20 protein-coding genes are annotated in these 25,290 nt (G+C 62.2%); 11 read left to right on the top strand and 9 right to left on the bottom strand.

The window, feature by feature from the left end; all coding sequences use genetic code 11:
* Window positions 1-364: 364 nt before the first annotated feature.
* Window positions 365-1,759: a PLP-dependent aminotransferase family protein gene (locus RWT78_RS09590; protein ID WP_314675473.1), complete on the bottom strand. Its 1,395-nt coding sequence runs from the start codon at window positions 1,757-1,759 to the stop codon at window positions 365-367.
* A gap of 47 nt (window positions 1,760-1,806) precedes the next feature.
* Here RWT78_RS09590 and RWT78_RS09585 point away from each other — a divergent pair, with 47 nt between their 5' ends.
* From RWT78_RS09585 to RWT78_RS09570, 4 genes are all read left to right on the top strand, one after another.
* Window positions 1,807-2,265, top strand: coding sequence for a carboxymuconolactone decarboxylase family protein (locus RWT78_RS09585; RefSeq protein WP_007727180.1), 459 nt, complete (start codon window positions 1,807-1,809; stop codon window positions 2,263-2,265).
* 620 nt (window positions 2,266-2,885) lie between these two features.
* Window positions 2,886-4,340: a hypothetical protein gene (locus RWT78_RS09580; RefSeq protein WP_314675472.1), complete on the top strand. Its 1,455-nt coding sequence runs from the start codon at window positions 2,886-2,888 to the stop codon at window positions 4,338-4,340.
* A 130-nt stretch (window positions 4,341-4,470) separates the two neighbouring features.
* Entirely contained in the window at window positions 4,471-5,169 is a 699-nt protein-coding gene (locus RWT78_RS09575; protein WP_314675471.1) for a class F sortase, read from the top strand.
* A 77-nt stretch (window positions 5,170-5,246) separates the two neighbouring features.
* Window positions 5,247-6,044, top strand: a complete 798-nt coding sequence (locus tag RWT78_RS09570; RefSeq protein ID WP_003941122.1) for an SDR family NAD(P)-dependent oxidoreductase — start codon at window positions 5,247-5,249, stop codon at window positions 6,042-6,044.
* A gap of 14 nt (window positions 6,045-6,058) precedes the next feature.
* Here RWT78_RS09570 and RWT78_RS09565 read toward each other — a convergent pair whose 3' ends face one another.
* On the bottom strand, window positions 6,059-7,180 hold the full coding sequence (locus RWT78_RS09565) for a GGDEF domain-containing protein (protein ID WP_003941180.1): 1,122 nt from the start codon (window positions 7,178-7,180) through the stop codon (window positions 6,059-6,061).
* 175 nt (window positions 7,181-7,355) lie between these two features.
* Between RWT78_RS09565 and RWT78_RS09560 the strand changes: the two genes are divergently transcribed.
* Both RWT78_RS09560 and RWT78_RS09555 read left to right on the top strand, forming a co-directional pair.
* Window positions 7,356-8,000 (top strand): GntR family transcriptional regulator, encoded by a 645-nt coding sequence (locus RWT78_RS09560; RefSeq protein ID WP_007727164.1) that lies wholly within the window; start codon window positions 7,356-7,358, stop codon window positions 7,998-8,000.
* The gene (locus RWT78_RS09555; RefSeq protein ID WP_003941086.1) at window positions 8,000-9,274 is read left to right on the top strand and encodes an MFS transporter; all 1,275 of its coding nucleotides are present in this window, start codon (window positions 8,000-8,002) and stop codon (window positions 9,272-9,274) included. The genes RWT78_RS09560 and RWT78_RS09555 overlap by 1 nt, the downstream gene beginning before the upstream one ends.
* 45 nt (window positions 9,275-9,319) lie before the next feature.
* On the opposite strand, the gene RWT78_RS09550 is transcribed toward RWT78_RS09555, so the two are convergent.
* The 6 genes from RWT78_RS09550 to RWT78_RS09525 form a co-directional block, all read right to left on the bottom strand.
* Window positions 9,320-10,891 carry a flotillin family protein gene (locus RWT78_RS09550; protein WP_003941083.1) on the bottom strand — a complete coding sequence of 524 codons (1,572 nt, stop codon included), beginning with the start codon at window positions 10,889-10,891 and terminating at the stop codon, window positions 9,320-9,322.
* An 11-nt stretch (window positions 10,892-10,902) separates the two neighbouring features.
* Window positions 10,903-11,418: a DUF1449 family protein gene (locus RWT78_RS09545; protein WP_037129298.1), complete on the bottom strand. Its 516-nt coding sequence runs from the start codon at window positions 11,416-11,418 to the stop codon at window positions 10,903-10,905.
* Between the two features lie 148 nt (window positions 11,419-11,566).
* Window positions 11,567-12,868, bottom strand: a complete 1,302-nt coding sequence (locus RWT78_RS09540) for a M1 family metallopeptidase (RefSeq protein ID WP_050655931.1) — start codon at window positions 12,866-12,868, stop codon at window positions 11,567-11,569.
* Between the two features lie 11 nt (window positions 12,869-12,879).
* Window positions 12,880-16,773 (bottom strand): Pls/PosA family non-ribosomal peptide synthetase, encoded by a 3,894-nt coding sequence (locus RWT78_RS09535; protein ID WP_314675474.1) that lies wholly within the window; start codon window positions 16,771-16,773, stop codon window positions 12,880-12,882.
* Between the two features lie 122 nt (window positions 16,774-16,895).
* On the bottom strand, window positions 16,896-18,749 hold the full coding sequence (locus RWT78_RS09530; RefSeq protein ID WP_003941118.1) for a BCCT family transporter: 1,854 nt from the start codon (window positions 18,747-18,749) through the stop codon (window positions 16,896-16,898).
* A 428-nt stretch (window positions 18,750-19,177) separates the two neighbouring features.
* A complete protein-coding gene (locus RWT78_RS09525; protein ID WP_232319041.1) occupies window positions 19,178-19,480 on the bottom strand; it encodes a ribosomal protein L7/L12 in 303 nt (100 codons plus the stop codon).
* 3 nt (window positions 19,481-19,483) lie between these two features.
* Here RWT78_RS09525 and RWT78_RS09520 point away from each other — a divergent pair, with 3 nt between their 5' ends.
* A complete protein-coding gene (locus RWT78_RS09520) occupies window positions 19,484-19,948 on the top strand; it encodes a hypothetical protein (protein ID WP_399551623.1) in 465 nt (154 codons plus the stop codon).
* Here RWT78_RS09520 and RWT78_RS09515 read toward each other — a convergent pair.
* A complete protein-coding gene (locus RWT78_RS09515; RefSeq protein ID WP_003941170.1) occupies window positions 19,936-20,076 on the bottom strand; it encodes a hypothetical protein in 141 nt (46 codons plus the stop codon). The genes RWT78_RS09520 and RWT78_RS09515 overlap by 13 nt on opposite strands.
* 244 nt (window positions 20,077-20,320) lie before the next feature.
* On the opposite strand from RWT78_RS09515, the gene RWT78_RS09510 reads away from it, so the two are divergent.
* The 4 genes from RWT78_RS09510 to RWT78_RS09495 all read left to right on the top strand — a co-directional run bounded on the left by RWT78_RS09510 (window position 20,321) and on the right by RWT78_RS09495 (window position 25,288).
* A complete protein-coding gene (locus RWT78_RS09510; protein WP_065351854.1) occupies window positions 20,321-21,052 on the top strand; it encodes an SDR family oxidoreductase in 732 nt (243 codons plus the stop codon).
* Window positions 21,053-21,203: 151 nt separating this feature from the next.
* Window positions 21,204-22,571 (top strand): cytosine permease, encoded by a 1,368-nt coding sequence (locus RWT78_RS09505; RefSeq protein ID WP_070161572.1) that lies wholly within the window; start codon window positions 21,204-21,206, stop codon window positions 22,569-22,571.
* 30 nt (window positions 22,572-22,601) lie between these two features.
* On the top strand, window positions 22,602-24,182 hold the full coding sequence (locus RWT78_RS09500; RefSeq protein ID WP_314675470.1) for a hydantoinase/oxoprolinase family protein: 1,581 nt from the start codon (window positions 22,602-22,604) through the stop codon (window positions 24,180-24,182).
* Window positions 24,179-25,288, top strand: a complete 1,110-nt coding sequence (locus RWT78_RS09495; protein WP_314675469.1) for a DUF917 domain-containing protein — start codon at window positions 24,179-24,181, stop codon at window positions 25,286-25,288. The genes RWT78_RS09500 and RWT78_RS09495 overlap by 4 nt, the downstream gene beginning before the upstream one ends.
* The last annotated feature ends 2 nt before the right edge of the window (window positions 25,289-25,290 follow it).

The raw sequence follows: 25,290 nt of genomic DNA, 5'->3' as shown, positions 1-25,290 counted from the left end.
GCGCCGATGGTACTGCACTCGACAGGGTGTGGGAGAGTAGGACACCGCCGAACACAACTTGAGAAGCCCCCCAACCAGTACTGGTTGGGGGGCTTTCTCGTACCCAAAACACCTCACCACCACCAACACCCGAAATTACCTTCGCCGGCACCCCCGACTTCGAGCGAACGGCACTTTCGTCGCCTCAGATCGACCGAACGCACCGTTCGCACCATCAAAGGGACGGGCACGCCGCCGACTCACCACCCCGTCCGGGATCGAGTGAACGACACGCTCACCCTCTTGGACGAGGGGAACGGTACGTTCACTCCATCAGGGCAGGGCAGGGCAGGGCAGGTGAGCGGCTGGGCAGGGCCGGCAGGCGTTATCGCAGAGCTGCCTGCAGCACCTCGCAGAGCACGTCCAGCGTCCTCGAATACTGCGACTGCGTCGGCGTGCTGTAGCCGACGACGATGCCGTCACCGCCGACTGACGACACGTCGGGATGTCGGAAGACCGACAGCCCTTCGAGCCCGAGATCGCTCGCCTGGGCCGCTGCAAGAACAGATTGTTCGGTGCCGGAGGGCAGACGGATCACAGCGTGAAGTCCCGCGGAGATCCCCTCGACCCTGACCTGGGGTACTTGCTGCGCAAGTGTCGCAACCAGTTGATCGCGTCGTCGTCGGTACGAGGTGCGCATCTTTCGAATATGGCTGTCGAATCTTCCGGATTCGATGAAGTCCGCCAAGGTCAATTGATCCGTTGAACTTACCCAGCGTTCGTAGGGTCCCTTTGTTGCGAGGACAGGTTCGATCAGCCTGTCCGGCAACACCATCCATCCGATGCGAATGGCCGGCGACAGTGTCTTGCTGACAGTGCCCAGGTACGCAACGTGCTGCGGTGCGATTCCTTGGAGTGCACCGACAGGTTTTCTGTCGTAACGGAATTCGCCGTCGTAGTCGTCCTCGATGATGACGCCGCCCGTAGTCGTGGCCCATTCGAGAGCGGTCGCGCGCCTGGCCGGTGTGAGGGGACCGCCGAGAGGGAACTGATGGGTCGGCGTCAGCAGAACACTCTCAGCAGGAGTAGACGCCAATTCGTCAGTGCAAGTGCCTGATTCGTCAACCGATATGGGAACTGTCAGCAGCCCTTCGTTGGCGAGCAACTGCCGGTGCAGGTGAAGGCAGAAAGCGTCGACCGCAATCGTTCCTCCGAGTGCGCGGGCAAGGAGGGAAATCCCGTGACCCGAGCTGGCACTGATCACAATGCAGCTCGGATCGACGCGAACGCCTCTGGTGCGGCTCAGGTATGTGGTGAGGGCGTTTCGGAGTTCGACTCGGCCCCTGGGATCAGTAGTCGCGAACGCGTCGGTCGGCGCGGTGGTCAAAGCACGTCTGGCGGACGAAATCCATGCAGTACGGGGAAACGCCGACGCGTCGGGCGATCCAGGGAGAAGGCTGTAGGTCCAGCGTCGTCGAGTCGGTGATGGCTCGACCTCGCGGGTGTGTGTGCTGGCGAGCGTGGCGACCAGGGTCCCGGAACCAGGCCGTGTGACAAGCCACCCAGCTGCGGCGAGCTCGGCATAGCAGTCCGCAACGGTGTTTCGGGCAACTCCGAGGTCGAGCGCGAGGGTGCGGGAAGGTGGGAGTCTGGTGCCGGGCTTCAGCAGTCCACTGTCGATCGCGTCGCGCAGGGTCTGAAGCAGTGCAGCGCGAACCCCGACTCCCTGTGGCAGCTCGATATGTAGATCGAACCCAAGATTGGCCCATGAATTCACCACCGGATTGAACCATGTTTCCGGGTCTTTCCGGGATTACGGTTTGAGTTATGACTACAGCAACAGGACAAAGACTGGATATCGCAAAGCTGGCGCCCGAGGTCTACAAGGCGATGATTGCGTTGGATGCCGCTGCGCGCAAGGGGCTGGAGCCGACGCTCGTCGAGCTGGTCCTCACGCGTGCGTCGCAGCTGAATCATTGCGCATGGTGCCTGGACATGCACACTCGCGACGCCCGAAAGGTCGGCGTCACGGAGCAGAAGCTCTACCTACTGAACGCGTGGGAAGAAGCGCGAGGGATGTACTCCGATCGTGAACGTGCCGCGCTCGCCTTAACCGAGGCCGTGACAGTCCTCACCGACGGTTTCGTTCCGGACGAGGTGTACAGCGAGGCTGCCGGCGAATTCTCGGACGTGGAACTGGCTCAGCTCATCAGCGTCATTTTGACGATCAATGCGTGGAATCGCATTGCGGTTACCACGAGGAAGGCGCCTCCGGTCCGAGACTGATCCGAGGCTCGTGCTCCGTTCTCCGGGAGGGCAGATTTCCGCCGTCGGAGATCTGGGTAATCGCCACAAAGAGGACCAACAGATTGGTTCAGGGTGTGAACAAAACCAACAGATTCTTTGAATGTGAGGCAAATCACACAATGTGAGTGGAGATTGTTCTGGGGCATCTACAAGTTGCCCGAATCCCGACAAAGCAGTCTCGGTCGGAAGTTTCCGGCGAAGGGGTCCGCATAGCGGGCCCCTTCTTTTGCGCGCGAGCTGAAAACGCCCCTTCCTGTGAGTTTCCTCGACATGCCCAAGTTACCGACTGGCTAGCTTCGGCGAAATGTCAGAAACGTCGCGGTTGTATGAGCAGATTTTGGGGGGATCGCGATAGTTGTGCGGTTGGACAAAGGTTCAGTCACCTCCATGGCTAACTTGCCATCCGGATGTCCAAGCTATGCCCGAGGGGCTCGATGGCCGGGTGAACTTTCTTGAAACATGCACTACATTGCCATCTAGTAACTGGTTGATTGCCAAAAGTGATCGGCCGATCCTCTCGGAAGTGAGCGCTGGGTGGCGTGGTATTGGGAATCCAGGCAACCGTCCCGCTACCGAAATGTCTTGAAAGGGAAGCTTTGATGACTGTGTCTGGTTCACGGCGTAGGCCGCTTGTTCTCCGGCTCTCGCTAACTGCAGCTATTGCCGCAACGGTGGCCGGTAGTAGCGTTGCTTTTGCTTCGCCAGCTGTGTCCGCGCCGATGCCGGTGCGAACCGCGGCCGCTCCGGCGTTCACCGCTGGGTTGTGTGAGGGCACCGAGTACACGCCCTCGGAGCAGATGCTCGAAATCTCCGGCATTCGGCTGGATCACTACAACGACGGCAACATCGTGCCGATGTACGGCACCACCGATCGGGGTACCTCGGCCGCGGTGGATGCTCCGGTCTGCGGTGTCCGCGACGTCGACGGAATTGCGAAGTCGGAATGGATGTACTGCACGGACTTCGATCTCGATCCGTGCGCCGGTGTCGACGAGAACGGTTTGCCGGTTGACAAGCACAACGACGAGATGGGTGCGACGGTGCCGTCTTCGGGCAATCCCGATCTGTCAGCCGACGATCTCGCTGTCATCAGTTGGTTGCTGCAGAATCCCGCCAAACTCGACGGTGTCGTTTCGGGAAATGGCAGCGAGGATGCACGTTCGGCGCGGCAGACGCTTGTGTGGTGTGTCTCGGACTACGACAATCCGCTGATGGCCGATTTCAAAAGCCTGTGCGACAGGAACATCGGCGACGACGAGCGAGCTCGCATCGTCGAGATCATGAACGTCACGCAGACGCTCGACCTCGTTCGTAAGACACCCGCGACGGGGACTCTGAAGGCTGGCGAGACTGCCGTTTTCACCCTGAACACGAATATGTACCGGAAGCCGATCACTGTTCAGTCCTCGGCGGGCACCGAACTGACCGTCTGTGGTGACAACGCCAAGGCGACGTTGACTGCAAACCAACTGACGGTCGACGGCCGCGGCGACGCACCGACTGCTGTTGATCTTTGCCTCACCGCTGCGGCCGGCGGGGACTACTCGGTGACTGCAAGCGTCATTCCGGATTCGGTCGAGAACCTGCACTGGAACACGGCAGGCGCACAGTGCCAGGTCTTCGCGTCGTTCGACACCGTTCGGCCGGCTTCGATGAATGCGTCGGCCAGCGTCGGATATGCAGCAGCACCCACAACGACACCGGCAACGAGCACGCCGGCAACAACCACACCGGCAACAACGACACCGGCCACCACGACGCCTGCAACCCCGGTCATTCCGATCGTGCCGATTGTTCCGATCGTGCCCATCGTGCCGATTGTGCCGGTCGTGCCTGTAGTTCCGGGTGCGCCTGTTCCGTCGCAGCCGGTTGCAACTCCCACAACTCCGGCGCCGTCGGCTCCGAAGCCGGCCACTGGCCCTCGCCCGGTTGCCATCGACGGTGGTGCTGCTGAACAGAATTCAGGCCGTAACGTCGCCGTCGCAGTGACGGGCCTCGGGCTTGTCGGAATGGCTGCTGCCGGAGCAGTTGCTCTCCGCCGCAAGCGATCCTGACACCAGGCACCGTGTAGTAGACGTCGGCACCGATCACGATTCGTGTGATCGGTGCCGACATTGATCAGACGCAGGGGGCGTCAATTCGCACGAGGTGCCGGGGGCGCCTCATCCCGCAGGAGACAGTTCGATGACCATGTACGAGTCGGATCCCAATCCATCCAATCCATACGACGATCCCAACCACGATCAGCCCGCGAGTCCAGGCAAAGGGCGTCGTGTCGCGTTCATTCTGGCTCTCATCGCGGTGTTGGTCGCCGGTGCTTCCATGGCCTTCGTCGGCCTGCGATCCTCCGATGACGATGCTGCGATCCCGCCGAGTCCGGGAGTTGTCATGTCGCACTCCGCGAATCCGACAGCGCCGACGGATGCGTTGATGACTCCCAACACCCTTTCTCTCGACCCGGTCGGTGTTCAGGCGCCGATCGTGGACGCCACCGTGCCGGAAGGAGTTCTCACTCCGCCGGAGAACGTCAAGAACGTCGGAATCTGGCTCGACGGTGCATCTCTCGATTCCGCCACCGGCACGACCTTGATTGCCGGACACGTCAATCTGACCGGCCAGGGTAACGGCGCGCTGTTCGACCTGGGCACGATCGAGCCGGGTGAAGTGATCCGTACATCCGACGCGACGGGTAAGAGCACGTCGTGGAAGGTGACTGCGGTGACGACGCGCCCGAAGGCCGATGGTGTGGAGGAAAGCGTGCTGGCCGGCCCGGAAGGCCCTCGTAAGTTGGCAGTCGTAACCTGCGGCGGCGAACTGCAATTCGAGGACGGTGTGGGCAACTACGCCGACAACGTCTACCTGTACGCGGATCTGATGGTCTGAGACACAGGAATGATCCCGACGGTCCCCGATCCTTCTTCGTAGCGATCGGGGATCGCCTGTTGGATAGTGTCGCAGGTATGGATCTTCACCTGTCTGGAAAGCGTGCGATCGTTGCCGGTGGTAGCAAGGGGATCGGTCTGGCAATCGCCAGAGGTCTGGCCGCTGAAGGGGTCGACATCGCGATACTCGCTCGCACTGAGCAAACCGTCGTAAGCGTTGCTCGAGATTTGGTTTCGGAGTTCGGAATTCGTGCGATCGGAGTCGTGACGGATACGCGAGACGACGACGCGGTTCAGGCGTCGGTGCGGCAAGTGGTAAAGGAGTTCGGCGGTGTCGACATTCTGGTCAATTCGGCAGCGACGCCGTTCAGCGCCGGAAAGCCGACGGATTTCGAGACGACCACCGACGACGTCGTGCGAGACGAAGTCGAAGTGAAAGTGCTGGGGTACCTGCGAACTGCGCGCGCTGTGGCGCCGTATCTGATCGATCAGGGTTGGGGTCGGATCATCAACATCAGCGGTTTGGGTGCCAGACAGGCCACTTCGATCGCCCACACGATCCGCAACGTCAGTGTGTCTGCACTGACCAAGAATCTTGCGGACGAGCTGGGCCCCAAGGGAATCAACGTCACCGTCGTCCATCCGGGCGTGACGAGGACCGAGAGGTTGACCGCACGGATTACGCGCGAGTCGGAAGAATCCGGCCGCTCGCAGGCAGAGGTGGAGCGTGGTATCGCGACGAACTCGATACATCGGATCATCGATGCCGAAGAAGTAGCCGACGTCGTGACCTTCCTGGCATCGCCGCGAAGCATCGCGATCACCGGTGACGCAGTGGCAGCGGGTGGAGGAGTGCCGGGGCCGGTCTACTACTGAAATTGTGCGTACTGCTACCTGCCGGCGGTGGTGACGATCGTGTGAACGCGTCCGCCGCCGAGTCTCTTGCTTTCGTACATCGCCGAATCGGCGACTTTCTGCATGTCCGTGAACGCTGCTGCGCGGTCTTCTCCGACGACGAATTTGTGGGTACGCACGGCGATTCCGATGCTCGACGTCGATGGTATCTCGTCGGTATTCGAGTGCATTGCCGGTCCGATCGAGTTGAGCATCGGTCCGATGGCTGGCACGGGAAGTCTTTGGACGAGGATGAATTCGTCGCCACCGACCCGCGCGACGACAGCATCGGCATGTGCCCAGGCGGATAACCGCTGCGATACCCGGAGAATGATGCGGTCGCCGACGTCGTGGCCGTGCACGTCGTTGATCGTCTTGAACCGGTCGATGTCGATGGCAATCACGAGTAGTGCCGCCGACTCCTGACGCTGGAACTCCGCGAGTACCTTCTCGACGTGGCGGTCGAGGCCACGGCGGTTCAGGAGACCGGTTAGGGGATCGAGGTCAGAGCTGGATGCGTCCATGCTGAGCATCGTCAGCACGATCTGTGAGATGAACGCGCAGACTACGAGCGCGGTGACGACAACGAGCACTTTCGAAACGCCGAGCGCAGGATCTCGCTCGGGACCGAACAGTATCGGCTGCGCGGCCACCACGATCATCACAACCGAGAAGGTCAGGTGTGCGATCTGCAACTTCGGATTGTGAAAATAGGCGATGTAGATACCGATCAGCGCGTAGATGACGCAGGTGAGCAGACGTGCGAGAGGCGCCGAGTCGCCGAGTATGGCGATCGAGACCGCCACGTCACAGAAGACGACGAAGCCGAATGATCGCCGCTTGGTCGGACCGAGTGCCCACCAGGCGATACCGACCGAGAAGCATGCGACTGTGACGACAGTGTTGAAGAACAGTGCAACCGAACTCGTCGGACCCGACGGGCTGAACCGATTGAGCAGTGAACACACGCCGAGTCCGATGACGATGATGCCAAGTAGTAACCGGGTGGCAGTAGTGAGGCCGTTGTCGCGGAGATAGCGAGTGAAGCGGTCGTATTGATCGGGAAGTATCAACCACTCGCGGGTCAGCGTCCTCATCGACTTCATCTGCGACGTCATGAGTGCATCAGTCTTCGAAGGCCGGAGCGTGCGCCATTCATCGCGAACTGACTCCTCTTCTGTCCGGCACCTTGCAATGCTAACTGGGTCGATGCCGCATCGGACCGAGATGTTCGGATCGGCGACCCGGATGTCTGGGTTGCGCCGGCGTGGAGTATAAATACATCTTGTGTCTATGTTGTATTCCGCTTCCGAAACCGTCTTCCGCGAAGTCAAGGAGCTGATCCTTTCCGGCGAGCTCGCCGGCGGGGAGCTGATCAGTGAGGGTGACATCGCTGCACGGACCAATGTGAGCCGAACGCCGGTGCGTGAGGCGTTTCTGCGTCTCGAGTCGGAAGGTTGGATGCGCCTCTATCCGAAGAAGGGGGCGCTGATCGTCCCGGTCGCGGATGGGGAAGCGGAACACGTAGTCAGTGCCAGACAGCTCGTCGAGACTCAGAGCGTTCGAGTGGTGTCGGTCCGACCGCACGCACGGGAAGCGCTTGTCGCAGCGTTGCGCGCGAATCTGATCGAGCAACGTGAGATTGCTGATCGCGGGGACGTGGCCGCGTTCAGCGCAATCGATGCCGACTTCCACAAGATGATCGTTGCCGCCGGTGGGAACCCTTTGCTCGACTCGTTCTACGCGAGTCTGCGCGACAGGCAACGACGGATGACAGCCCGGTCGATCTCACGCGACCCCGGCCAACTCTCGCGCATCCTTGCCGATCACACCGCGCTTACCGACCTCGTCGACACAGGCGATGCCGACGGATACAACACTGCCGTCCTCACACACATGCGCCAGGTCCACGGCCTCGGCTTCGAAGGAACTCTGTGATGAGCACCCAAACGATCGGCGCTGGGACCGCGGCCGAAACTCGTCTCGAGGGTGAACGCGGCGCCGGCGGAAAGTGGCTGTGGCTGACCGTTGCCGCCAGTATGTTCGCCGCTGCCTGGGGCGGAAACGAATTCACCCCACTGCTGGTGATGTACCGACTCGACCACGGCTATTCGCCGGTGATGGTCGATTTCTTCCTCTTCGCCTACGTCGTCGGAATTGTGCCGGCCCTGCTGCTCGGCGGCCCGCTGTCCGATCGATTGGGTCGACGCCCGATCATGCTCCCCGCGCCGATCATCGCGATCGCCGGTTCGACGCTGCTCGCTTTCGGGGCGGACTCCGCCGCTGCTCTCATCCTGGGAAGAATCCTCTGTGGCATCGCCTTGGGGATCGGTATGGCCGTCGGCGGCTCCTGGGTCAAGGAGTTGTCCACGCAACCTTGGGACCCGACGGCGTCGGAAGGCGCAGGTGCTCGGCGAGCAGCGATGAGTCTGACCGCGGGCTTCGCCTTGGGAGCGGGTGCTGCGGGAATCTTGGCGCAGTGGGCGCCCATGCCGAGTGTGTTGGCGTACGTGCTGCACATCGCGATCACCGTCCTCGCCGCCATGGCACTGTGGCGTGCGCCCGAAACACGACCGGCACAGGCGAAATCCGACCGTCGCAGGTTGATCGACGACCTCAAGATCCCCTCGGCAGGTCACCGCAGATTCCTCTACGTCGTCGTTCCGTTGGCGCCGTGGGTGTTCGGTGCCGCCAGTGTCGCGTATGCAGTTATTCCGGCGCTCATGACCGGGCACAGTGGCGATGCGCCCGTGGCCTTTTCGGCTCTGCTGTGCATGGTCGCGCTGACATGCGGATTCGCGATTCAGTCGTTGGGGCGCAAGATCGACACCGACCGCAGTGCTCGTGGCGCCGTTGTGGCTCTGGTGTTTCTGGTGGTCGGTATGGCCGGTGCTGCTCTGGTTGCGTCGACGCTGACCGTGGCGATCGCGATCGTGGCTGCAGCGATCCTCGGTTGCGGGTACGGCATGGCACTGGTGTCCGGGTTGCTGGAGATCCAGCGAATCGCGGGGCCGGACGATCTGGCAGGACTGACCGCGGTGTTCTACTCGATCACCTACATCGGGTTCGCGGTGCCGGCGCTCTTGGCAATGCTCTCGGAAAGCATTCCGGCACTGAGCTACACGGTGACTCTGCTGTTCGGATCAGCCGCCGCCGCTGCCTGCTTGATTCTGATTCTCTTCAAGTCGCGTTCACATCTTCCGAGCGCGTGAAGCCGGCCCGCCGACTCCTGCGAGAGTCGGCGGACCGGGGCGAAATCACGCGTCTACGGTTGCTGAACCGTTTTCCGAACTGTGGACCGAATTGTGTACCGAACCAGCCGGAACCGATGCGGTCTTGTTCAGGCCGTTGAGCAAACCGGTGATATCGACGCCTGAGCTTTCGAGAGTTTCGATGACACCGGCAATCACCTGGGGACTGATGCCCAGGATCGAGCCGATCGAACCCTGCGCCCCGTCGCTGCCGCCGACGATGGAGATCCGATCGATGTCGCCGACCGGCTTCGCTGCTGCTGCGGTGGCGTCGACCAGTGCTGCCAGAACGTCAGGCAGAGTGAGCAACTGCGCGGCCTGCGGGGTGTAGGAATTGAGCGCCTCGGCGATCTGACGCTTACCGGCAGCCTCGGCTTCGAGCTTGGCGCGCAAACCATCCGCTTCGGCTTGCTGTTCGGCGCGAACGGCGTCGGCCGCTACCTTGCGGCCGTCAGCTTCGGCTTCCAGACGTGCTCGAAGGCCGTCGGCATCAGCCTGCTGCTCGGAGCGAACAGCGTCGGCGACGAGCTTTCGTGCATCGGCCTGAGCCCCGCCGGCCTGCCTTGCTGACTCGGCCTGTGCCTGGGCGCGGAGGATCGCGGCCTGTCGCTCACCCTCTGCGCGTGCGATGGAGGCTTGGCGTTCGGCCTCGGCCGGTGCAATGACATCTGCCTGCAATGCCGCTTCCGATTGCTGGGCGCGACGACGCTCGACCTCGGTGCGAGCTTCGACGCGGGCCGCCTCGGCCTGCTCACGTGCGATTCCGACGGCCTTCTCGGCCGTTGCCTGCGCGAGTGGTCCGGCCTGGTCGGCTTCGGCATTCTCGGCTTCGGTCTGTGCTCGAAGGCGAGCGAGTTCGACGTCGCGCTTCTGATTTGCACTCGCGATCGCAGTGTCGGCCTCGGCCTGTGCGACGGAGCCTGCCTGTCGCGCCTTTGCCGACTGGATCTGCGAATCACGCTCTGCTTCAGCAGTTCCGATCGCGGCATCACGTTTGACCTCGGCGATGCGGCGCTGACCGAGCGATTCGAGATAGCCGTTGAAGTCGGAGATTCCCGCGATCTTGATGACATCGACTTCCATGCCGATGCGGGCGAGGTCGCCGCCTGCCTCCTCGACCACGCTGCGCGCGAGCGAATCGCGGTTGGAGTTCAGATCCTCGACCGTCATGGTCGCGGTGATTCCGCGCAGGCTGCCGGCGAGGATTTCGTTGATCTGCTGCTGGAGTTCGTCCAGGTCGGAGGTCAGGAATCGTTGCACCGCTGTCTGAACCGCTTCGTCCGCGGAACCGATTCGTACCAGGCCGACTGCCTCGACGTTGACCGGAACACCGTCGTTGGAGAGCGCATTCTTGAGATTGATGCTGACGTTGAACGGCTCGAGCGACATGATGTCGACGCGTTCGATTCCCGGAATCTTGAACCGGGCTCCGCCGCGGACGACTTTCGGCTTGCCTCGTCCGGTGAAGACCGCCACTTCGTTCGGCGGGACCTTGACGTAGTTCTTCACGTAGATCGCGGGGAGAACGATGAAGATGATTACTGCGACTACAACCGCAATGATGATGATTGGCAGCATGTATCGAGTCCTTAGATCGCGTCGTCAACCGTGACGACGTGAAGGTATTGATCGTCTACATCGGCGATGTAGACGGTGGTGCCGGTGGTGAGCGCCATCGGCTGTGCACTGACGGCCTTGGCCTGCACGCGATTGCCTTCGGCGTCGACGAACGAGACTTCTCCCCAACCTTCGGCTGCAATGGTGAGAGTGACCGTGCCCAACAGCCCGGAGTACGAAGCTCGTCCGATGTGCGAATTATCTTGTTGTTCAAGGAGATAGGGGAGAAGTAGGCCGCGCGTGACGACAACGAGAACGGCGGCGAGTGCGAGTGCTGCAATCGCCGCTACCAATGTCGGAGCGTCCGCGAGAGTGGCAGCTACGCCGCCGGCGCCGAAGCCGAAAAGTGCTGTGGCCAAGGTTGTCAGGCTCAGAAATGGCAGCCCGTCTGCGTGGCCGCCGCCCAGATCTGCAACCTCGCCGACGGCAAAGGCTCCGACCAGGGCCACGACCCCGATCACGAAACATATTGTGAATACAACGAACATCGATCCCCCGATCTACCTGTCGAGGAAGCGTGCCCTGAGAATTGTGTTGTCGGGGTCGTCCCTCGGCCCACCTCTATAGTAAAGGTAAGACAAAGATAATCGGCGCATTCGGAATGTTTCGGCGTGGTGATATCGCGGTGAGAGAGCGTCAGAGACGAGGCAGAGAGCGCTGATTCAGCCATGCATCCCACAGTGGGCGCAATGGAGTGTCGGTGAAACGTGAAGCGAGATCGGTGAATTGCTCGGTACTGACCGTGCTGTGCCGATGCTTCGTGGTCCACTGACGGATCAGTTCGAAGAACTTCTCGTCTCCGAGAACGCCGCGCAGGGCGTGCAGAGTCAATGCGCCCCGCTTGTAGATTCGATCGTCGAACATCAGGGCAGGACCGGGATTGGCGACGATCAAGTCCTGAGATTTACGCCCGAGCCCTTGATAGGCGTTTGTCGCGAGTTGGTTCGAGGACGGGCCACCGGAATTCTCGGACCAGATCCACTCCGCGTAACAGGCAAAGCCTTCGTGCAGCCAGATGTCGCACCACTGCCCGAGAGTGAGGCTGTTGCCGAACCATTGATGGGCAAGCTCGTGTGCGACAAGACGTTCGGAACCGCGCCTGCCCGTGCAATGGTTGGCTCCGAAGATCGAGAGTCCCTGCGCTTCGATGGGGATTTCGAGTTCGTCGTCGGTGACCACAGCGGTGTAGTCGGCAAAGGGATACGGTCCGAACAGCTTTCCGAAGACCTCCAACATCTGGGGTTGGCGCCCGAAGTCGACGTCGAACGCTGCTCGCAGCCGAGGTGGGTGAACGGCGAAGACCGGTACCGGCCCGGCGCTCACTTGTCGGTGCTCGTACTGACCGATCTGAATGGTTGCCAGGTAGGTTGCCATCGGTTCGGTCTGCTCGTAGACCCACGTCGTCTGACTCGCACGGGTCTGCTTGCGGATCAGCTTGCCGTTGGCGAGGGCATAGAACGGGGAATCGGTGGTGATCGAGATTCGGTACGACGCTTTGGAAATCGGATGGTCGTCGCACGGGAACCAGGACGCCGCGCCGTTGGGCTGACTTGCGACCAAAGTTCCTTCGTCGAGTTCCTCCCAGCCGACTTCGCCCCACAGGCTCTTGATCGGCTCGGGGTTGCCGCTGTACGCGATGGTGACCGACAGGGCACCGCCCGCGGGGATCTTGGTAGACGGCGTGAGGATCAGCTTGTTGTTCAAGTGCGCGTACTTGGTGCCGCGGGCACCGTTGACGGACACCTTGGACACCTGCAGGTTCTGCGCGAGGTCGAAGCTGAACTTGGATCGGCTCTCGGTGGTGACAGCGGTGATGACAGCTTTGCCGGCGAGACGGTTGCTGAAGACCTTGTACGTCAGTTCCAGTTCGTACCGGGACACGCGGTACCCGCGGTTGCCGTTGAGCGGCAGGTACGGATCGATCGGCTCCTCGAGCATTCGGTTCGGCTTCACGACGCCACCCACGGTGCAATCGGGTTGCCCTGCCAGCGGGTGGAGGGCGGAACGGTGTCACCTCGCATCACCAGAGATGCAGGCCCTACCGTCGCTCCCGCGCCGATGCCGGCTGCGGGTAGCGCGACACAGTGCGGTCCCAGCGTTGCTCCTGCTCCCAAAGTGACGGTGTCCATGGACATGATCCGATCATGGAAGAGATGAGTTTGCACGACGCACCCCCGTTCCACTGTCGCTCCGTCGCCCAAAGTCACAAGATCTGCCTCGGGTAGCCAGTACGACTCACACCAAACGCCCTTACCGATCTTGGCCCCGAGTCCACGCAAGAAGATGTTCAGTACGGCCGTACCAGTCGCCGCGCGAGCGAACCACGGCGCCGCGACGGTCTCGACGAAGGCGTCGGCTACCTCGTTTCGCCAGACGAACGAACTCCACAGCGGATGCTCGACCTTGGCGATGCGTCCGACGACGATCCACTTGGCGGCGATGGTGATCGCGCCCGCCACTGCGCCGGCGACGAGCAGAATTACGCCGCTCAGCAGAGCCGCGAACCAGAATCCGACTGCGCCGACCAGTGCTTCGAGTGCAAACAGAACACCGAGACCGATGCCGAACGTGACCATGACGGGGATCAGTCGGCAGGTTTCGACCACTCCGCGGGCGATCTTGAGGCGCATGGGCGGATTGAACGTGCGGGCGGCGTCGGTGTCTCCGGCAGCCCTTCTCAGACGTACCGGTGGACTACCCAGCCACGATGATCCGGACTTGGCCTTGGACGGGGTAGCCGACAGAACCGCCACCAGACCGTTCTTGGGGACGCGTCGACCGGGGGCGGTCATACCGGAGTTGCCGAGGAACGCGCGCTTGCCGATCTTCGCCTGTTCGATGTGCATCCAGCCGCCGCCGAGGCCGTAGCTCGCAACCATGGTGTCGTCAGCGAGGAATGCGCCGTCGGCGACCGTCGTGAACTTGGGAAGGAGGAGCACGGTGGAGGCTTCGACGTTCTTGCCGATCTTGGCGCCGAGAAGGCGGAGCCATCCCGGTGTCAGCAAGCTCGCGTAGAGCGGGAAGAGGAAGGTTCTGGCCGAGTCGAGCAGGCGTTCGGTCGCCCACACCTGCCAGCCGATGCGGCTGCGGACAGGGTGGTAACCGGGGGTCAGCCCGATCGAGAGAAGACGAACGGCCACAAGGGTGACGACTGCGAAGACGAGCAAACTCAGGATGGTCGCGACGGGAAGCATGATCAGCGATTGGAGCACTGCGCTCGCGAGCGTGTCGGTGTCGCGAATCCACCAACCGATCAATGCGATCCCGGCCATCAGCGCGAAGATCGGCATACCGGCCAGGAAGGCCGAGGTGACGCCGTATACCGGCACCCAGCCGGGCGCGCGCTTCGGATGTTCGGCAGGCCAAGGATGATTCGCTTTCCCGACCTTGGTGGCGGGGGAGCCGGCCCACTGCTGGTTTGCCTTCACTCGGCCGAACACCGCAGATCCGGGTTCGACGACGGCGTCGCGACCGATACGCGCGCCGGGCAGAAGCGTCGAGCGTGAACCGACGGAGGCGCCGTCACCGATCTTGATCTCGCCGATGTGAATGACGTCGCCGTCGATCCAGTGGCCGGAGAGGTCGACTTCGGGTTCGACGGAGCAGCCGTCACCGAGTTCGAGCATGCCGGTGATGGGAGGAAGTGTGTGGAGATCGACGCCGCTGCCGATGTCGGCGCCGAGGGCGCGGGCGTAGTAGAGCATCCACGGTGCGCCCGAAAGGTTGGCTGCGCCACTGGCTTCGGTGAGTCGGAGCGCTATCCACAGACGCAGGTGTTCACTACCACCTCGCGGGTACGTTCCTGGCTCCAACTTGCGTAGGAGCAGGCGCGCCCCGACGACGGCGATGGTCATACGGCCGATCGGCGTGATGAACACGATGAACGCCAACAGGATCCACCACCACGAGACCGTGGGCGCCCAGCTGACGTCGACGAACCAGCCGAGGACGTTGTTCGCGATCGCCAGCCACGTCACCCACTGCAGTCCGGTGAGCGTCGTGAGCGGAACGGTGACGGCGATCTGCGCGAGCTGAGTCTTCAAGGGTGTCGGAGCGACGATGCGCGGCTCCACAGTTTCGGTGGGTGCCAATTCGTCGAGATATTCGGCGAGCGATCCCAACCGTGGGTGGTCGTAGAGCTGTGCGACGGTCACTTCGGGGAACCGCTCGCGCAGGGCGGTTACCAGCTGAGCCGCAGAGAGGGATCCGCCGCCCACTTCGAAGAAGTCGTCGTCGAGTCCGGTGATCTGCGCGCCCAGGATCGAACCCCACAGACCGGCAACCCAGGCAGCGGTGCCGTCGAGGCCCAACGCGGCCCCCGCATCTTCGCCGGCGCCGGGCAACGGCCACGGCAGCGCATTGCGGTCGACCTTGCCTGACGTACGCGTCGGAAGTTCGTCCATCAACGCCAGACGCGGCACGAGGGCTGCTGGGAGCTGTTCGCTGAGCAGTGCATGAGCGGCCTTGAGATCGAAGTCGGGATCCGTGCTGGCGATGTATCCGACGAGGAGTTGATTGCCGGCTGCAGTCTTCTTCACGGCTGCGGCAGCGCCGCTCACGCCCGGCAGGTTCTGCAAGGCGTTGTCGACCTCACCGAGTTCGATGCGCCTGCCGCCGAGCTTGACCTGATCGTCCGCGCGGCCCTGGAACATCAGGCCGGTGGTCTCGAGCCGGACCAGGTCGCCGCTTCGGTAGGCGCGTTCCCACCCGAGCGAGGGCATCGACGCGTACTTCTCGGCGTCCTTCGCGGGGTCGAGGTAACGGGCGAGGCCGACGCCGCCGATCACCAGCTCGCCCACCTCACCGACCGCGACGGGATTGCTCTGGGCGTCGACGACGGCAAGGTCCCAGCCGTCGAGGGGGAGGCCGATGCTGACGGGGCTCTTGCCGTCCATCAGTGCGCCGCAGGCGACGACGGTTGCCTCGGTGGGGCCGTAAGTGTTCCAGACCTCGCGGCCCTCGACGGCCAGGCGTTCGGCCAGTTCGGGTGGGCAGGCTTCGCCGCCGAAGATCAGCAGTCGAACGGCTTCGAGGGCCTCGGCCGGCCACAGAGACGCAAGCGTCGGCACAGTGGAGACGATGCTGACGTCACGCGAGACCAGCCACGGGCCGAGGTCCATGCCGCTGCGAACCAGCGAACGAGGAGCCGGGACGAGGCAGGCGCCGTGGCGCCACGCGAGCCACATCTCCTCGCAGGACGCGTCGAATGCCACGGAGAGTCCCGCGAGGACGCGGTCACCAGGCCCGATGGGCTCGTCCTGGAGGAACATGCGCGCCTCGGCGTCGACGAACGCCGCGGCATTGAGGTGAGTGACCGCGACGCCCTTGGGGGTGCCCGTGGATCCTGAGGTGAAGATGATCCAGGCGTCGTCCTCGGGTTCGGGTTCGCGAACCGGTGGATGTTCGAGCCGCTTCGGCGCCGTCCCCGGCTGGATTCCGTCGCCGGTGATGATTGCCGCTACCTGCGCCTCGCCGAACACCAAATCGGCGCGCTCTTCCGGATCGTCGGCGTCGACGGGAACGTAGGCGGCGCCCGCCGCGAGGATCGACAGGATCGCCACGTACAGCGAACGCGAACCTGACGGCATCCTGATTCCGACGCGGTCACCTGCGCCGACGCCGGCATCACCGAGCCAGCGCGCACCGAGCGCGATCTCGTCGAGCAACTCCGAGTACGACAGTGTGGTGTCGCCGTCGTCGATGGCAGGTGCTTCCGGGTTGGCCTCGGCTGAGGCCCGCACGATGTCGATGAGCGTGCGCGGCGCAGGTGCATGCGCCGACCGTAGGAATACGGACGGAATCCCGAAAGATTGTTCCGTCTCCGACTGCGACTGGAGTGGCAAACCCGTTGGTCCTGTTCTACTCACGAAACTTAGAGTCCTGCGAACTGTCGAGTTGAAAGTCTCATGACAAGTTTGCGAGTTGGTGAACAGATATGCCTAATGCAACATGCCGAACGTGCCGGTCAGTCCGTACTGGCAGCTTGCGCGTGGCCTTCTGCCGAGTCGGCGAACTCGGGTGTGTCGAACACCTCTCCGCCCAGTGGATCGACGACCTTCGATTCCTCGGAGAAGTCGACGGCGCCGGTATCCGGGTCGATGTTGACCGCATGGGCGGGGACTTCGTGGACCGCGACGAGCATGTGGGCGTCGGAGGGATCCGTCATGATCCCGCTTTGTGACGGAGTGAGCCCGGCGAAGGTCGACGAGATCTTCAGATCGCGGAGCCGCTTTTCGGTGGGTTGCGGAACGTCGGTCGATGCCGAGGTATTTGTAGAAACCCGCAGGTAGCGCGGTGCCGAAGCGACCTCGTATCGGAACGCCTTCAGCATCGACAGACATGCCAGCACCATGATGACCGAGAACGGTACCGCCGTGGCGATGGCAACGGTTTGCAGCGCCGTGAGCGATCCACTGCCACCCACGATGAGGAGAACTGCGGCCGCGGCACCGGAGAGGAACGTCCAGTAGACACGCGTGATCTTGGAGGTCTCCAAGCTGCCACCGGTCGCAAGGATGTCGATGACGATCGAGCCGGAATCCGCGGACGTGACGAAGAAGAAGACGATCACGACGATCGCGAGAACACTCGAAATCGTTCCGAGCGGAAGTCCGTCGAGAAGCGTGAACAATGACGTGTTGGTGTCCACTGAGCCGGATGCGTCGAGCATCGTGCCCTCGTTGCGCTGACGCAGAATGCCGGAGTTACCGAAGATCGTGAACCACAACGAACCAACCAGCGTCGGGGCCAGCAGCACACCGAAGACGAATTCGCGGATGGTGCGGCCGCGTGAGATGCGCGCGATGAACATGCCGACGAACGGTGCCCAACTCATCCACCAACCCCAGTAGAAGATGGTCCATGCACCCTGCCAGCCGTCTTCGGCGAACGGGGACGTGCGCAGCATCAGCTCGGGCAAGGCCTGGACGTATCCGCCGAGGTTCTGCACCCACGACTGCATCAGGAACAATGTCGGTCCTAGAATCAGGACGAACAGGGCCAGCGCGGCAGCAAGCATCATGTTGATGTTGGAGAGCCACTTGAGGCCCTTCGTGACGCCGGAGACGACCGAGAAGGTGGCCATGCCCGTCACGATGACGATGATGGTGATGACCAACCAGTTGTCGGTCTCCACCCAGCCGAGGTAGTCGAGGCCGGCCGAGATCTGCTGGACACCGAAGCCCAGCGACGTCGCGACACCGAACAGCGTGCCGACGATGGCGACGACGTCGATGGCGTGGCCGATCTTTCCTTCGATGCGAGCCCGTCCGAGGAGCGGCTCGAGCAACCAACGGATCGAGAGCGGACGACCCTTGCGGTAGGTCATGTACGCCAGACCAAGGCCGACGACGACGTAGATCGCCCACGCATGAAGGCCCCAGTGGAACAGCGTCAGTTCCATTGCTTGATTGGCTGCGGCGTCCGTGGATCCGGCGATCTGCCCGGCGACGGGTGGGGTCACGTAGTGCGAAAGTGGTTCGGCTACTCCGTAGAACACGAGCCCGATGCCCATGCCGGCGCTGAAGAGCATCGCGAACCACGAGAGCATCCCGAACTCGGGCTGCTCGTCGTCACGTCCCAATCGGATGTTGCCGATGCGGCTGATTCCGCAGTACAGCGCAAAAATGACGAAACCGGTGGCCGAGAGGATGTACCACCAGCCGACGCCGTCGCTGATCACGTTGTTGAGTGTTTCGAAAGCGTCCGCGGCTGTTCCCGCGTAGATCACGGCAAAGGCGATCAGGGCAAAGATCACTATCGACGCGGGGATGAACACGGGTTTCCGTAGTTCACGCCACGCAGTTTTGACCGCAGTCATTCCACTCCTCGAACGTTCAGGCATTCACAGCGCCCCTCAGGGCAGCCACATGTCACGCGTAGGTGGGCGTTTCGCTCACACCATCGCAGGTCAAGACCGGGCTATTGCTTTGAAATTCAACGTAACGTCAAGTTTCGGTCAACTCAACTGGACGAAAGATGCTGCACTGTCGCGAAAGTTCTCACTGGATGCCGTAGTTCCGGTTGTAAATCGTTGGGTAATAGTGGCATTGGGTCATGAGTGGAAGGCTGAACGGCGAATTCGATTGGTGCGGTGAGTTGAATCGGTCGAGTCGACGCTCACCGATTGACCACATTTGTCAAACTCGGCGAAACAGCCTGTCTGTCAGGTGGTTAACTCCTGGCGTGCGCGCTCGATCGTGGCGGTCAGGTGTCGATACCTAACTGTGATTGTGATGGTCGCAACTATCAGTGATGCGGGCCCTGTTCGCCCCGCTGAGCGTCGATCAGATCCATCGCATCCTTCAGACCCAAGCCCGGATGCAGTTCGCGTAGTGCCTTGATTGCCGGAATACGGTCGTCAGTCGACGCGAGTGCGCTACGGACGTCGTCGGCGGGTATTTCGGTGGGGGCAGTTGTCCCTTCCCACCACACCGACTGAGGTTTGTTCCTGTTTCGCCAGGCCTGGACGGTGCCGTAGGCAAATCCGGCCGTCGCGAAAAGCCAGATTGCCAGGCGAACCCAATTACCGGTTGTCGGTTCCGTGGCCACTGTATGGATGGTGCTCGGACCGACTACGACGACGAGCAGGACGAGGCCAATCGTCTGGCCCCATCGCTCGACGCGCCTGCTCGGTACCCACCACTCGGCCATCGATCGATACTCGCACAGGGCTGCTGTTTCGATGCGACGATGGAGATCATGGAGATTCGTGATGCGGTGGAGCGATTTCGAGGGGAATCAGGGACCTCGACGATCTTCGGAGAACCGCACCAGACCAGCGACGGATCGACGATCATCACGGTTTCGCGTCTACACCGGCGGTGGCGCCGCGACCCGATACCGGTGCCAGTGGGAGTGTTCTCGATCCACGAGGGTGAGCCGTCGTGGTCACCGGCCGTCGATCACACCAGGGCGGCTTTGATGGGGGAGTTCATCGGGTTGGCGGCCGCAGTGATCGCAACTCTGGCCGTTCTACGTCGTCCGCCCTGGCCTGATGTGACGATTCAGAAGGGGTGACCCAGAATTACGCCGATCAGTTGGAACGGCATCGCGAGGAACATCGATCCGACGTAGAGCGGATAGCGAATCGGATCGCCGGCGAGGTAACCCTCGGCGAGCCAGGCCATGACGTCTGCTGATCCCATAGTCGTTACTTCCCTTCGCTGTTGTGGTTCACCGACATTTTCGGTCGTGGGAGTTGTTTTGTTACAAGCGAACTCGAAGGAGGGGTGCATGTGAAGGCAGTTTCGACGCAGCAAACGTCGTCAGGCGAGATCCCCGGGGGCGGTGTCCTCTACCAGCTAAGTCTCGATACTTGGCACTGTGCCGTAGTGAAATCTGTGCATTCTGCACATGTCGGGACAATTCGGTGAGCCCTACAGTCGCTGCATGACAACGACACCTTCTCCTCTCTCAAGAAAGACCGTCGTACTGATCGGCGGCGGAACAGGCATCGGGCTGCGAGTGGCGCAGCTTGCCGTCGACGCCGGCGCGCAGGTAGTTCTCGGTGGCCGAACCGCATCCAAGCTCGAAGCAGCGGCCGCGCAGCTGGGTGAGGCTGCGCACTGGTTCACCGTCGACACCTCCGACGAAGACTCGGTGAAAGAGTTCTTCACCAACATCCCCAGCGTCGATGCTCTCTTCACCACGGCTGCCGATTACCAGGTCGGCTCGTTCCGTGAACAGAGCGTCGAGGAAGCGGCGTCGCCGTTCACCTCCAAGTTCTGGGGGCAGTACCGCGTCGTGCACGCTGCGCTCGACAAGCTGACACCCACCGCATCGGTGGTCCTCATGTCCGGCGCTGCCAGTGTGCGGCCACCCGCAGCTGCCGCGGCATACGTTGCAGCCAACGCGGCAATCGAGGGGCTCGGGCGGGGGCTGGCGGTCGAACTGTCGCCGATCCGCGTCAACACTGTCGCTCCCGGAACCATCGACGGGCATCTGTGGGCTCAGCGCCCGGCGGAGGTTCGGGAGGCCGCGTTCACCTGGAGTGCCGAGAACAACGTGCTCGGCCGCGTCGGGAACGAAGACGAGATTGCACAAGCGGTGTTCTATCTCTTCACCAACACGTACACAACGGGTTCCACGCTGTACCCCGACGGCGGATACGCGTTGCGTTAGACCCGTGCCATTTGGCGACTGTGTGAAATGACGACTGTGCGAAATGCATTGTCGTAACACGAAGAAACGCCAATTCGCCCATAGGCGTGACCCTGGCCACATTCGTACCGTCTTCTCCGAGAACACTTCCCAACTATTCGAGGAGTCCGTCATGAAAAACACGTCAACGACCGCCGCCGGCGGTGAAGTGTCCGACGGTGACGACTACGCGCTCACCCGCGTTCCCGACGAAGCACGATATTCGTGGTTCTCGGTGGCAGTACAGCGATTCGGTCAGGTATCGGCACTCGCACAGTTCTTGCTCGGTGCGACGCTCGGCTACGGTATGACGTTCTGGAATGCCTTCTGGGCATTGACAGTCGGGGCGGTGATTCTCGAGGTCGTCTGTATTTTCATCGGCATCATCGGGGTTCGTGAAGGGCTCAACACATCGGTGGTCGCACGCTGGTGTGGATTCGGGCACGCAGGTTCCGCGGTGATCGGTTTGGTGATCGGGGTCAGCCTGATCGGTTGGTTCGGCATTCAATCTGCTGTCTCTGCATCAGGTTTGCACGGAATCATGCCGTTTCTGCCGCAGTGGGCGTGGGCTTTGGCCTTCGGTCTCCTGATCACCGCGATAGTCCTTCGCGGGTTCGGATCCATGCAACTGATCGCCAACATCACCGTTCCGCTGTTCCTGATCCTGGTCGGTTGGGCCGTCATCGCCGAACTGCGTAATCACTCGCTGTCAGATCTGATGACATCTGCGCCGGCCGGGCCGGAGCTCAGCTTCCTCGCCGGAACTACCATCGTCGCAGGCGGTTTCATTGCCGGAGCCGTGATCACACCCGACATGACGCGCTTCAACCGCACGGCAGGCGATGTCGTGAAACAGACGCTCGTCGGAATAACGTTGGGCGAATACGTGATCGGGCTGACCGGTGTTCTCCTTGCCCATGCCGTTCGCAGTTCCGACATTGCCACGATCATTCTCTCGTCGGTCGGTTGGGTCGGCGTTCTGATCATCGTTCTCGGCACCTTCAAGATCAACGACTGGAACCTGTACAGCTCGGGGCTCGGCGTCGTGAACTTCATCGACGTCGTGTTCGGTCGACGGATCAATCGCGCAGTTGTCACAGCAGTTGTCGGCATCACCGGTTCGGTCCTCGCGGCTGCCGGAATCCTGAACTCGTTCACCGACTTCCTGATCCTGTTGGGCGTCGGATTCCCGCCGATCGCCGGGATCATGGTGGCGGAATACTTCATCGTCAAGACATGGCGCAAGGATCTGGAGGAGAGTCGAGCTGCGGGTACCCTCCCGAACTCGGCACCCACTTGGGTACCGGCCACGCTGGTGATCTGGATCGTCTCGGCGCTGATCGGTCATTACAGCACCTTCGGCCTGCCGTCGATCAACGCGGTGGCCTCGGCCTTCGTTCTCTACGTCGTCGCGGGTCGACTCGGCCTGATTCGCGGAGTCGGACGCACCGCAACCGAAGCGCCGCAAGAGACTTCGGGAAGATCTGCGCTCACGCACTAGCACGGCACACACTGTAGAAGGGAGTTCGCGATGCGAATCGGAATCGACGTCGGTGGTACGAACACCGATGCGGTCCTGATGGACGGGACCACCGTCATCGGGCATGTCAAACACTCGACCAGCAAGGACATCACCGGCGGAATCGGCGGAGCTCTGACGGCGCTGCAGCAGCAGTACTCGTTCTCTCCCAGCGCTGTTCAAGCAGTGATGATCGGCACGACGCACTTTCTCAACGCTCTCATCGAGCAACGCGGACTTGCACCGACAGCGGCTCTGCGATTGGGGCTTCCGGCGACCGCCGCGCTTCCGCCGATGGTGGGGTGGCCGCGAGACCTGGTCTCCGCTGTGCAAGGAAGGCACTACCTCGCTCACGGTGGGCACGAGTTCGACGGTCGTCGTATCTCGCCACTGGACCCCGACGAGATTCGCCGCCATGCCGCCGATATGGCTCGCAGCGGTACTCGTTCGGTCGCAATATCTTCGGTGTTCTCTCCGGTCAATCTCGAATGCGAAGCGGCCGCCGCGGAGATCGTGCGTGAGGAACTCGGCCCGGACGTCGCAATTTCGCTCTCGCACGAGATCGGTCGAGTGGGTCTACTCCAGCGGGAGAACGCGACCATCATCAATGCTGCGCTGCGCGAGCTCGCCGATCACATCGTCGACGGTCTTGCCCGATCTTTGGTCGAGCACGGCATTGTCGCGCCGCTGTACCTGAGCCAGAACGACGGAACCTTGATGGACATCGAGTACGCGAGGCGTTATCCGGTGGCGACTTTCGCTTCGGGGCCGACCAACTCCATGCTAGGCGCCGCTGTTCTGTCCGGTCTGGCCAGCTGTGCGGTGATCGACATCGGGGGCACCACTACCGACGTGGGCGTATTGACCAACGGTTTCCCCAGAGAAGCCACCACGGAGGTGACGGTCGCGGGGGTACGGACCAATTTCCGTATGCCGGACGTCTTCTCGATCGGTATCGGTGGTGGTTCGGTGGTGGATGCAGACGGACTCACAGTCGGACCCGAATCTGTGGGATACGAATTGGGTTCACGAGCAATCGTATTCGGCGGTGACACGTTGACGGCCACCGACATAGCCGTCGCGGCAGGCTTGGCCGACGTCGGAGATCGCAGTGCGGTGGCGCACCTCGACCGCGGCCTGGTGTCGACGGCACTCGACCGGATCTCGCGCCGAGTCGCCGACGCCGTGGAACAGATGCGGACCACGTCGGATCCACTTCCCGTTGTGGCGGTTGGCGGGGGATCGGTACTACTGGAGCGTGAACTCCCGGGCCTGGGAACGGTGATTCGTCCTGAGCGCTTCGATGTTGCCAATGCGATCGGCGCTGCGATCGCGCAGGTCAGTGGTGAGGTAGATCGAGTCGAAGCGGTGCGGGACGGGCACCGGCAGGTTTTTGCCGACGATGCTCGCCAGGAGGCGATCGATCGGGCAGTCGCCGCAGGCGCACGGCCCGAGTCGGTGCAGATCGTGGAGTTCGACGAGGTCCCGATTCCGTATCTGCCGGGCAACGCAACGCGTATTCGAGTGAAGGCAGTCGGTGACTTGGCACTGCACAGTGGTTTGGTCTCCACCGGTCAGGAGGGCTCACGATGAGTTGGACACTACGAACGGCGGACCTCGACGACCTCGCCAGGGGCGCAGCCTTGTTGGGCACCGGCGGCGGGGGAGATCCGTTCGTCGGCAAGATGTTGGTCACGCAGGCGCTCGGTGAGGCCGGTGAAATCACAATTCTCGATCCGGAGGAGTTTGACGACGACGCGTGGGTGATTCCCGTCGCGCAGATGGGTGCCCCGACCGTCGTGGTCGAAAAGATGCCGCGCGGAACCGAACCCGAGCTGGCGCTGATCACGTTGGAGAAGCACACGGGTCGAACTGCAGATGCCACGATGCCGATGGAGTGCGGCGGAATCAATTCGATGATTCCGTTGCTGGTGGCCGCACGGCGCGGCCTGCCGGTTGTCGACGCCGACGGGATGGGACGAGCCTTTCCTCAGCTCGAGATGGAAACCTTCTCGGTGTACGGGATTTCGGCGAGTCCGCTCGCCATGGCGAACGAGCACGACGAGGTAGCGATCTTCGACACCGGAAGTGACAACAGCAGATTGGAGGGCCTCGCCCGCGGGGTGACGTCGAGGTTCGGTGGGATGGCGCACATCGCGCAGTACTCGATGACGGGTGCAGATGTGAAGCGGACGGCGATCCCACGGACTCTGTCGTTGGCCATGACCATCGGCCGGTCCATCAGACTTTCACGTGAGCAGCGGGTGGACCCGGTTCAGGCGCTGGTGGACGGTCTCGCCGACACGCTCTACGGATACGGGCGAGTTCTCTTTCACGGCAAGGTTATCGATGTCGACCGGCGAACCGATGAGGGGTTCGCTCGGGGTTCGGTGCGGATCGCCGGCGTCGGAGACGAAGAGCTGGAAGTTCAGTTCCAGAACGAGAATCTGATCGCCGTGCAATCCGGAGTGATGGTGGCGATCGTGCCAGACCTTATCTGCATCGTCGAGGCCGATACCGCCGAACCCATCACCACGGAGGGCTTGCGGTACGGGCAGCGCGTTGCGGTCATCGGGATCGCGACCCCACCCATCATGAGAACCCCGGAGGCACTGGCGGTGTTCGGTCCGGCAAGTTTCGGACTCGATCGCCCGTTCCTGCCGGTGGAGACACTCGAGCAACCTGTACTGGCAGAATAGCG

The organism is uncultured Rhodococcus sp., assembly GCF_963525155.1.
Taxonomy (GTDB): Bacteria; Actinomycetota; Actinomycetes; order Mycobacteriales; family Mycobacteriaceae; genus Rhodococcus_F; species Rhodococcus_F qingshengii.
Note: the sequence above shows the minus strand (reverse complement) of the source record. Positions and strands in the feature narration are given on the sequence as shown.

Bases quoted from the DNA above. Each gene is read 5' to 3' on its own strand.
- RWT78_RS09550 (WP_003941083.1), bottom strand. From the start codon at position 10,891: ATGCTGCCAATCATCATCATTGCGGTTGTAGTCGCAGTAATCATCTTC.
- RWT78_RS09560 (WP_007727164.1), top strand. From the start codon at position 7,356: ATGTTGTATTCCGCTTCCGAAACCGTCTTCCGCGAAGTCAAGGAGCTG.
- RWT78_RS09555 (WP_003941086.1), top strand. From the start codon at position 8,000: ATGAGCACCCAAACGATCGGCGCTGGGACCGCGGCCGAAACTCGTCTC.
- RWT78_RS09570 (WP_003941122.1), top strand. From the start codon at position 5,247: ATGGATCTTCACCTGTCTGGAAAGCGTGCGATCGTTGCCGGTGGTAGC.
- RWT78_RS09575 (WP_314675471.1), top strand. From the start codon at position 4,471: ATGACCATGTACGAGTCGGATCCCAATCCATCCAATCCATACGACGAT.
- RWT78_RS09580 (WP_314675472.1), top strand. From the start codon at position 2,886: ATGACTGTGTCTGGTTCACGGCGTAGGCCGCTTGTTCTCCGGCTCTCG.
- RWT78_RS09545 (WP_037129298.1), bottom strand. From the start codon at position 11,418: ATGTTCGTTGTATTCACAATATGTTTCGTGATCGGGGTCGTGGCCCTG.
- RWT78_RS09505 (WP_070161572.1), top strand. From the start codon at position 21,204: ATGAAAAACACGTCAACGACCGCCGCCGGCGGTGAAGTGTCCGACGGT.
- RWT78_RS09515 (WP_003941170.1), bottom strand. From the start codon at position 20,076: ATGGGATCAGCAGACGTCATGGCCTGGCTCGCCGAGGGTTACCTCGCC.
- RWT78_RS09500 (WP_314675470.1), top strand. From the start codon at position 22,602: ATGCGAATCGGAATCGACGTCGGTGGTACGAACACCGATGCGGTCCTG.
- RWT78_RS09540 (WP_050655931.1), bottom strand. From the start codon at position 12,868: ATGCTCGAGGAGCCGATCGATCCGTACCTGCCGCTCAACGGCAACCGC.
- RWT78_RS09520 (WP_399551623.1), top strand. From the start codon at position 19,484: ATGGATGGTGCTCGGACCGACTACGACGACGAGCAGGACGAGGCCAAT.
- RWT78_RS09565 (WP_003941180.1), bottom strand. From the start codon at position 7,180: ATGACGTCGCAGATGAAGTCGATGAGGACGCTGACCCGCGAGTGGTTG.
- RWT78_RS09585 (WP_007727180.1), top strand. From the start codon at position 1,807: ATGACTACAGCAACAGGACAAAGACTGGATATCGCAAAGCTGGCGCCC.
- RWT78_RS09495 (WP_314675469.1), top strand. From the start codon at position 24,179: ATGAGTTGGACACTACGAACGGCGGACCTCGACGACCTCGCCAGGGGC.
- RWT78_RS09510 (WP_065351854.1), top strand. From the start codon at position 20,321: ATGACAACGACACCTTCTCCTCTCTCAAGAAAGACCGTCGTACTGATC.
- RWT78_RS09530 (WP_003941118.1), bottom strand. From the start codon at position 18,749: ATGACTGCGGTCAAAACTGCGTGGCGTGAACTACGGAAACCCGTGTTC.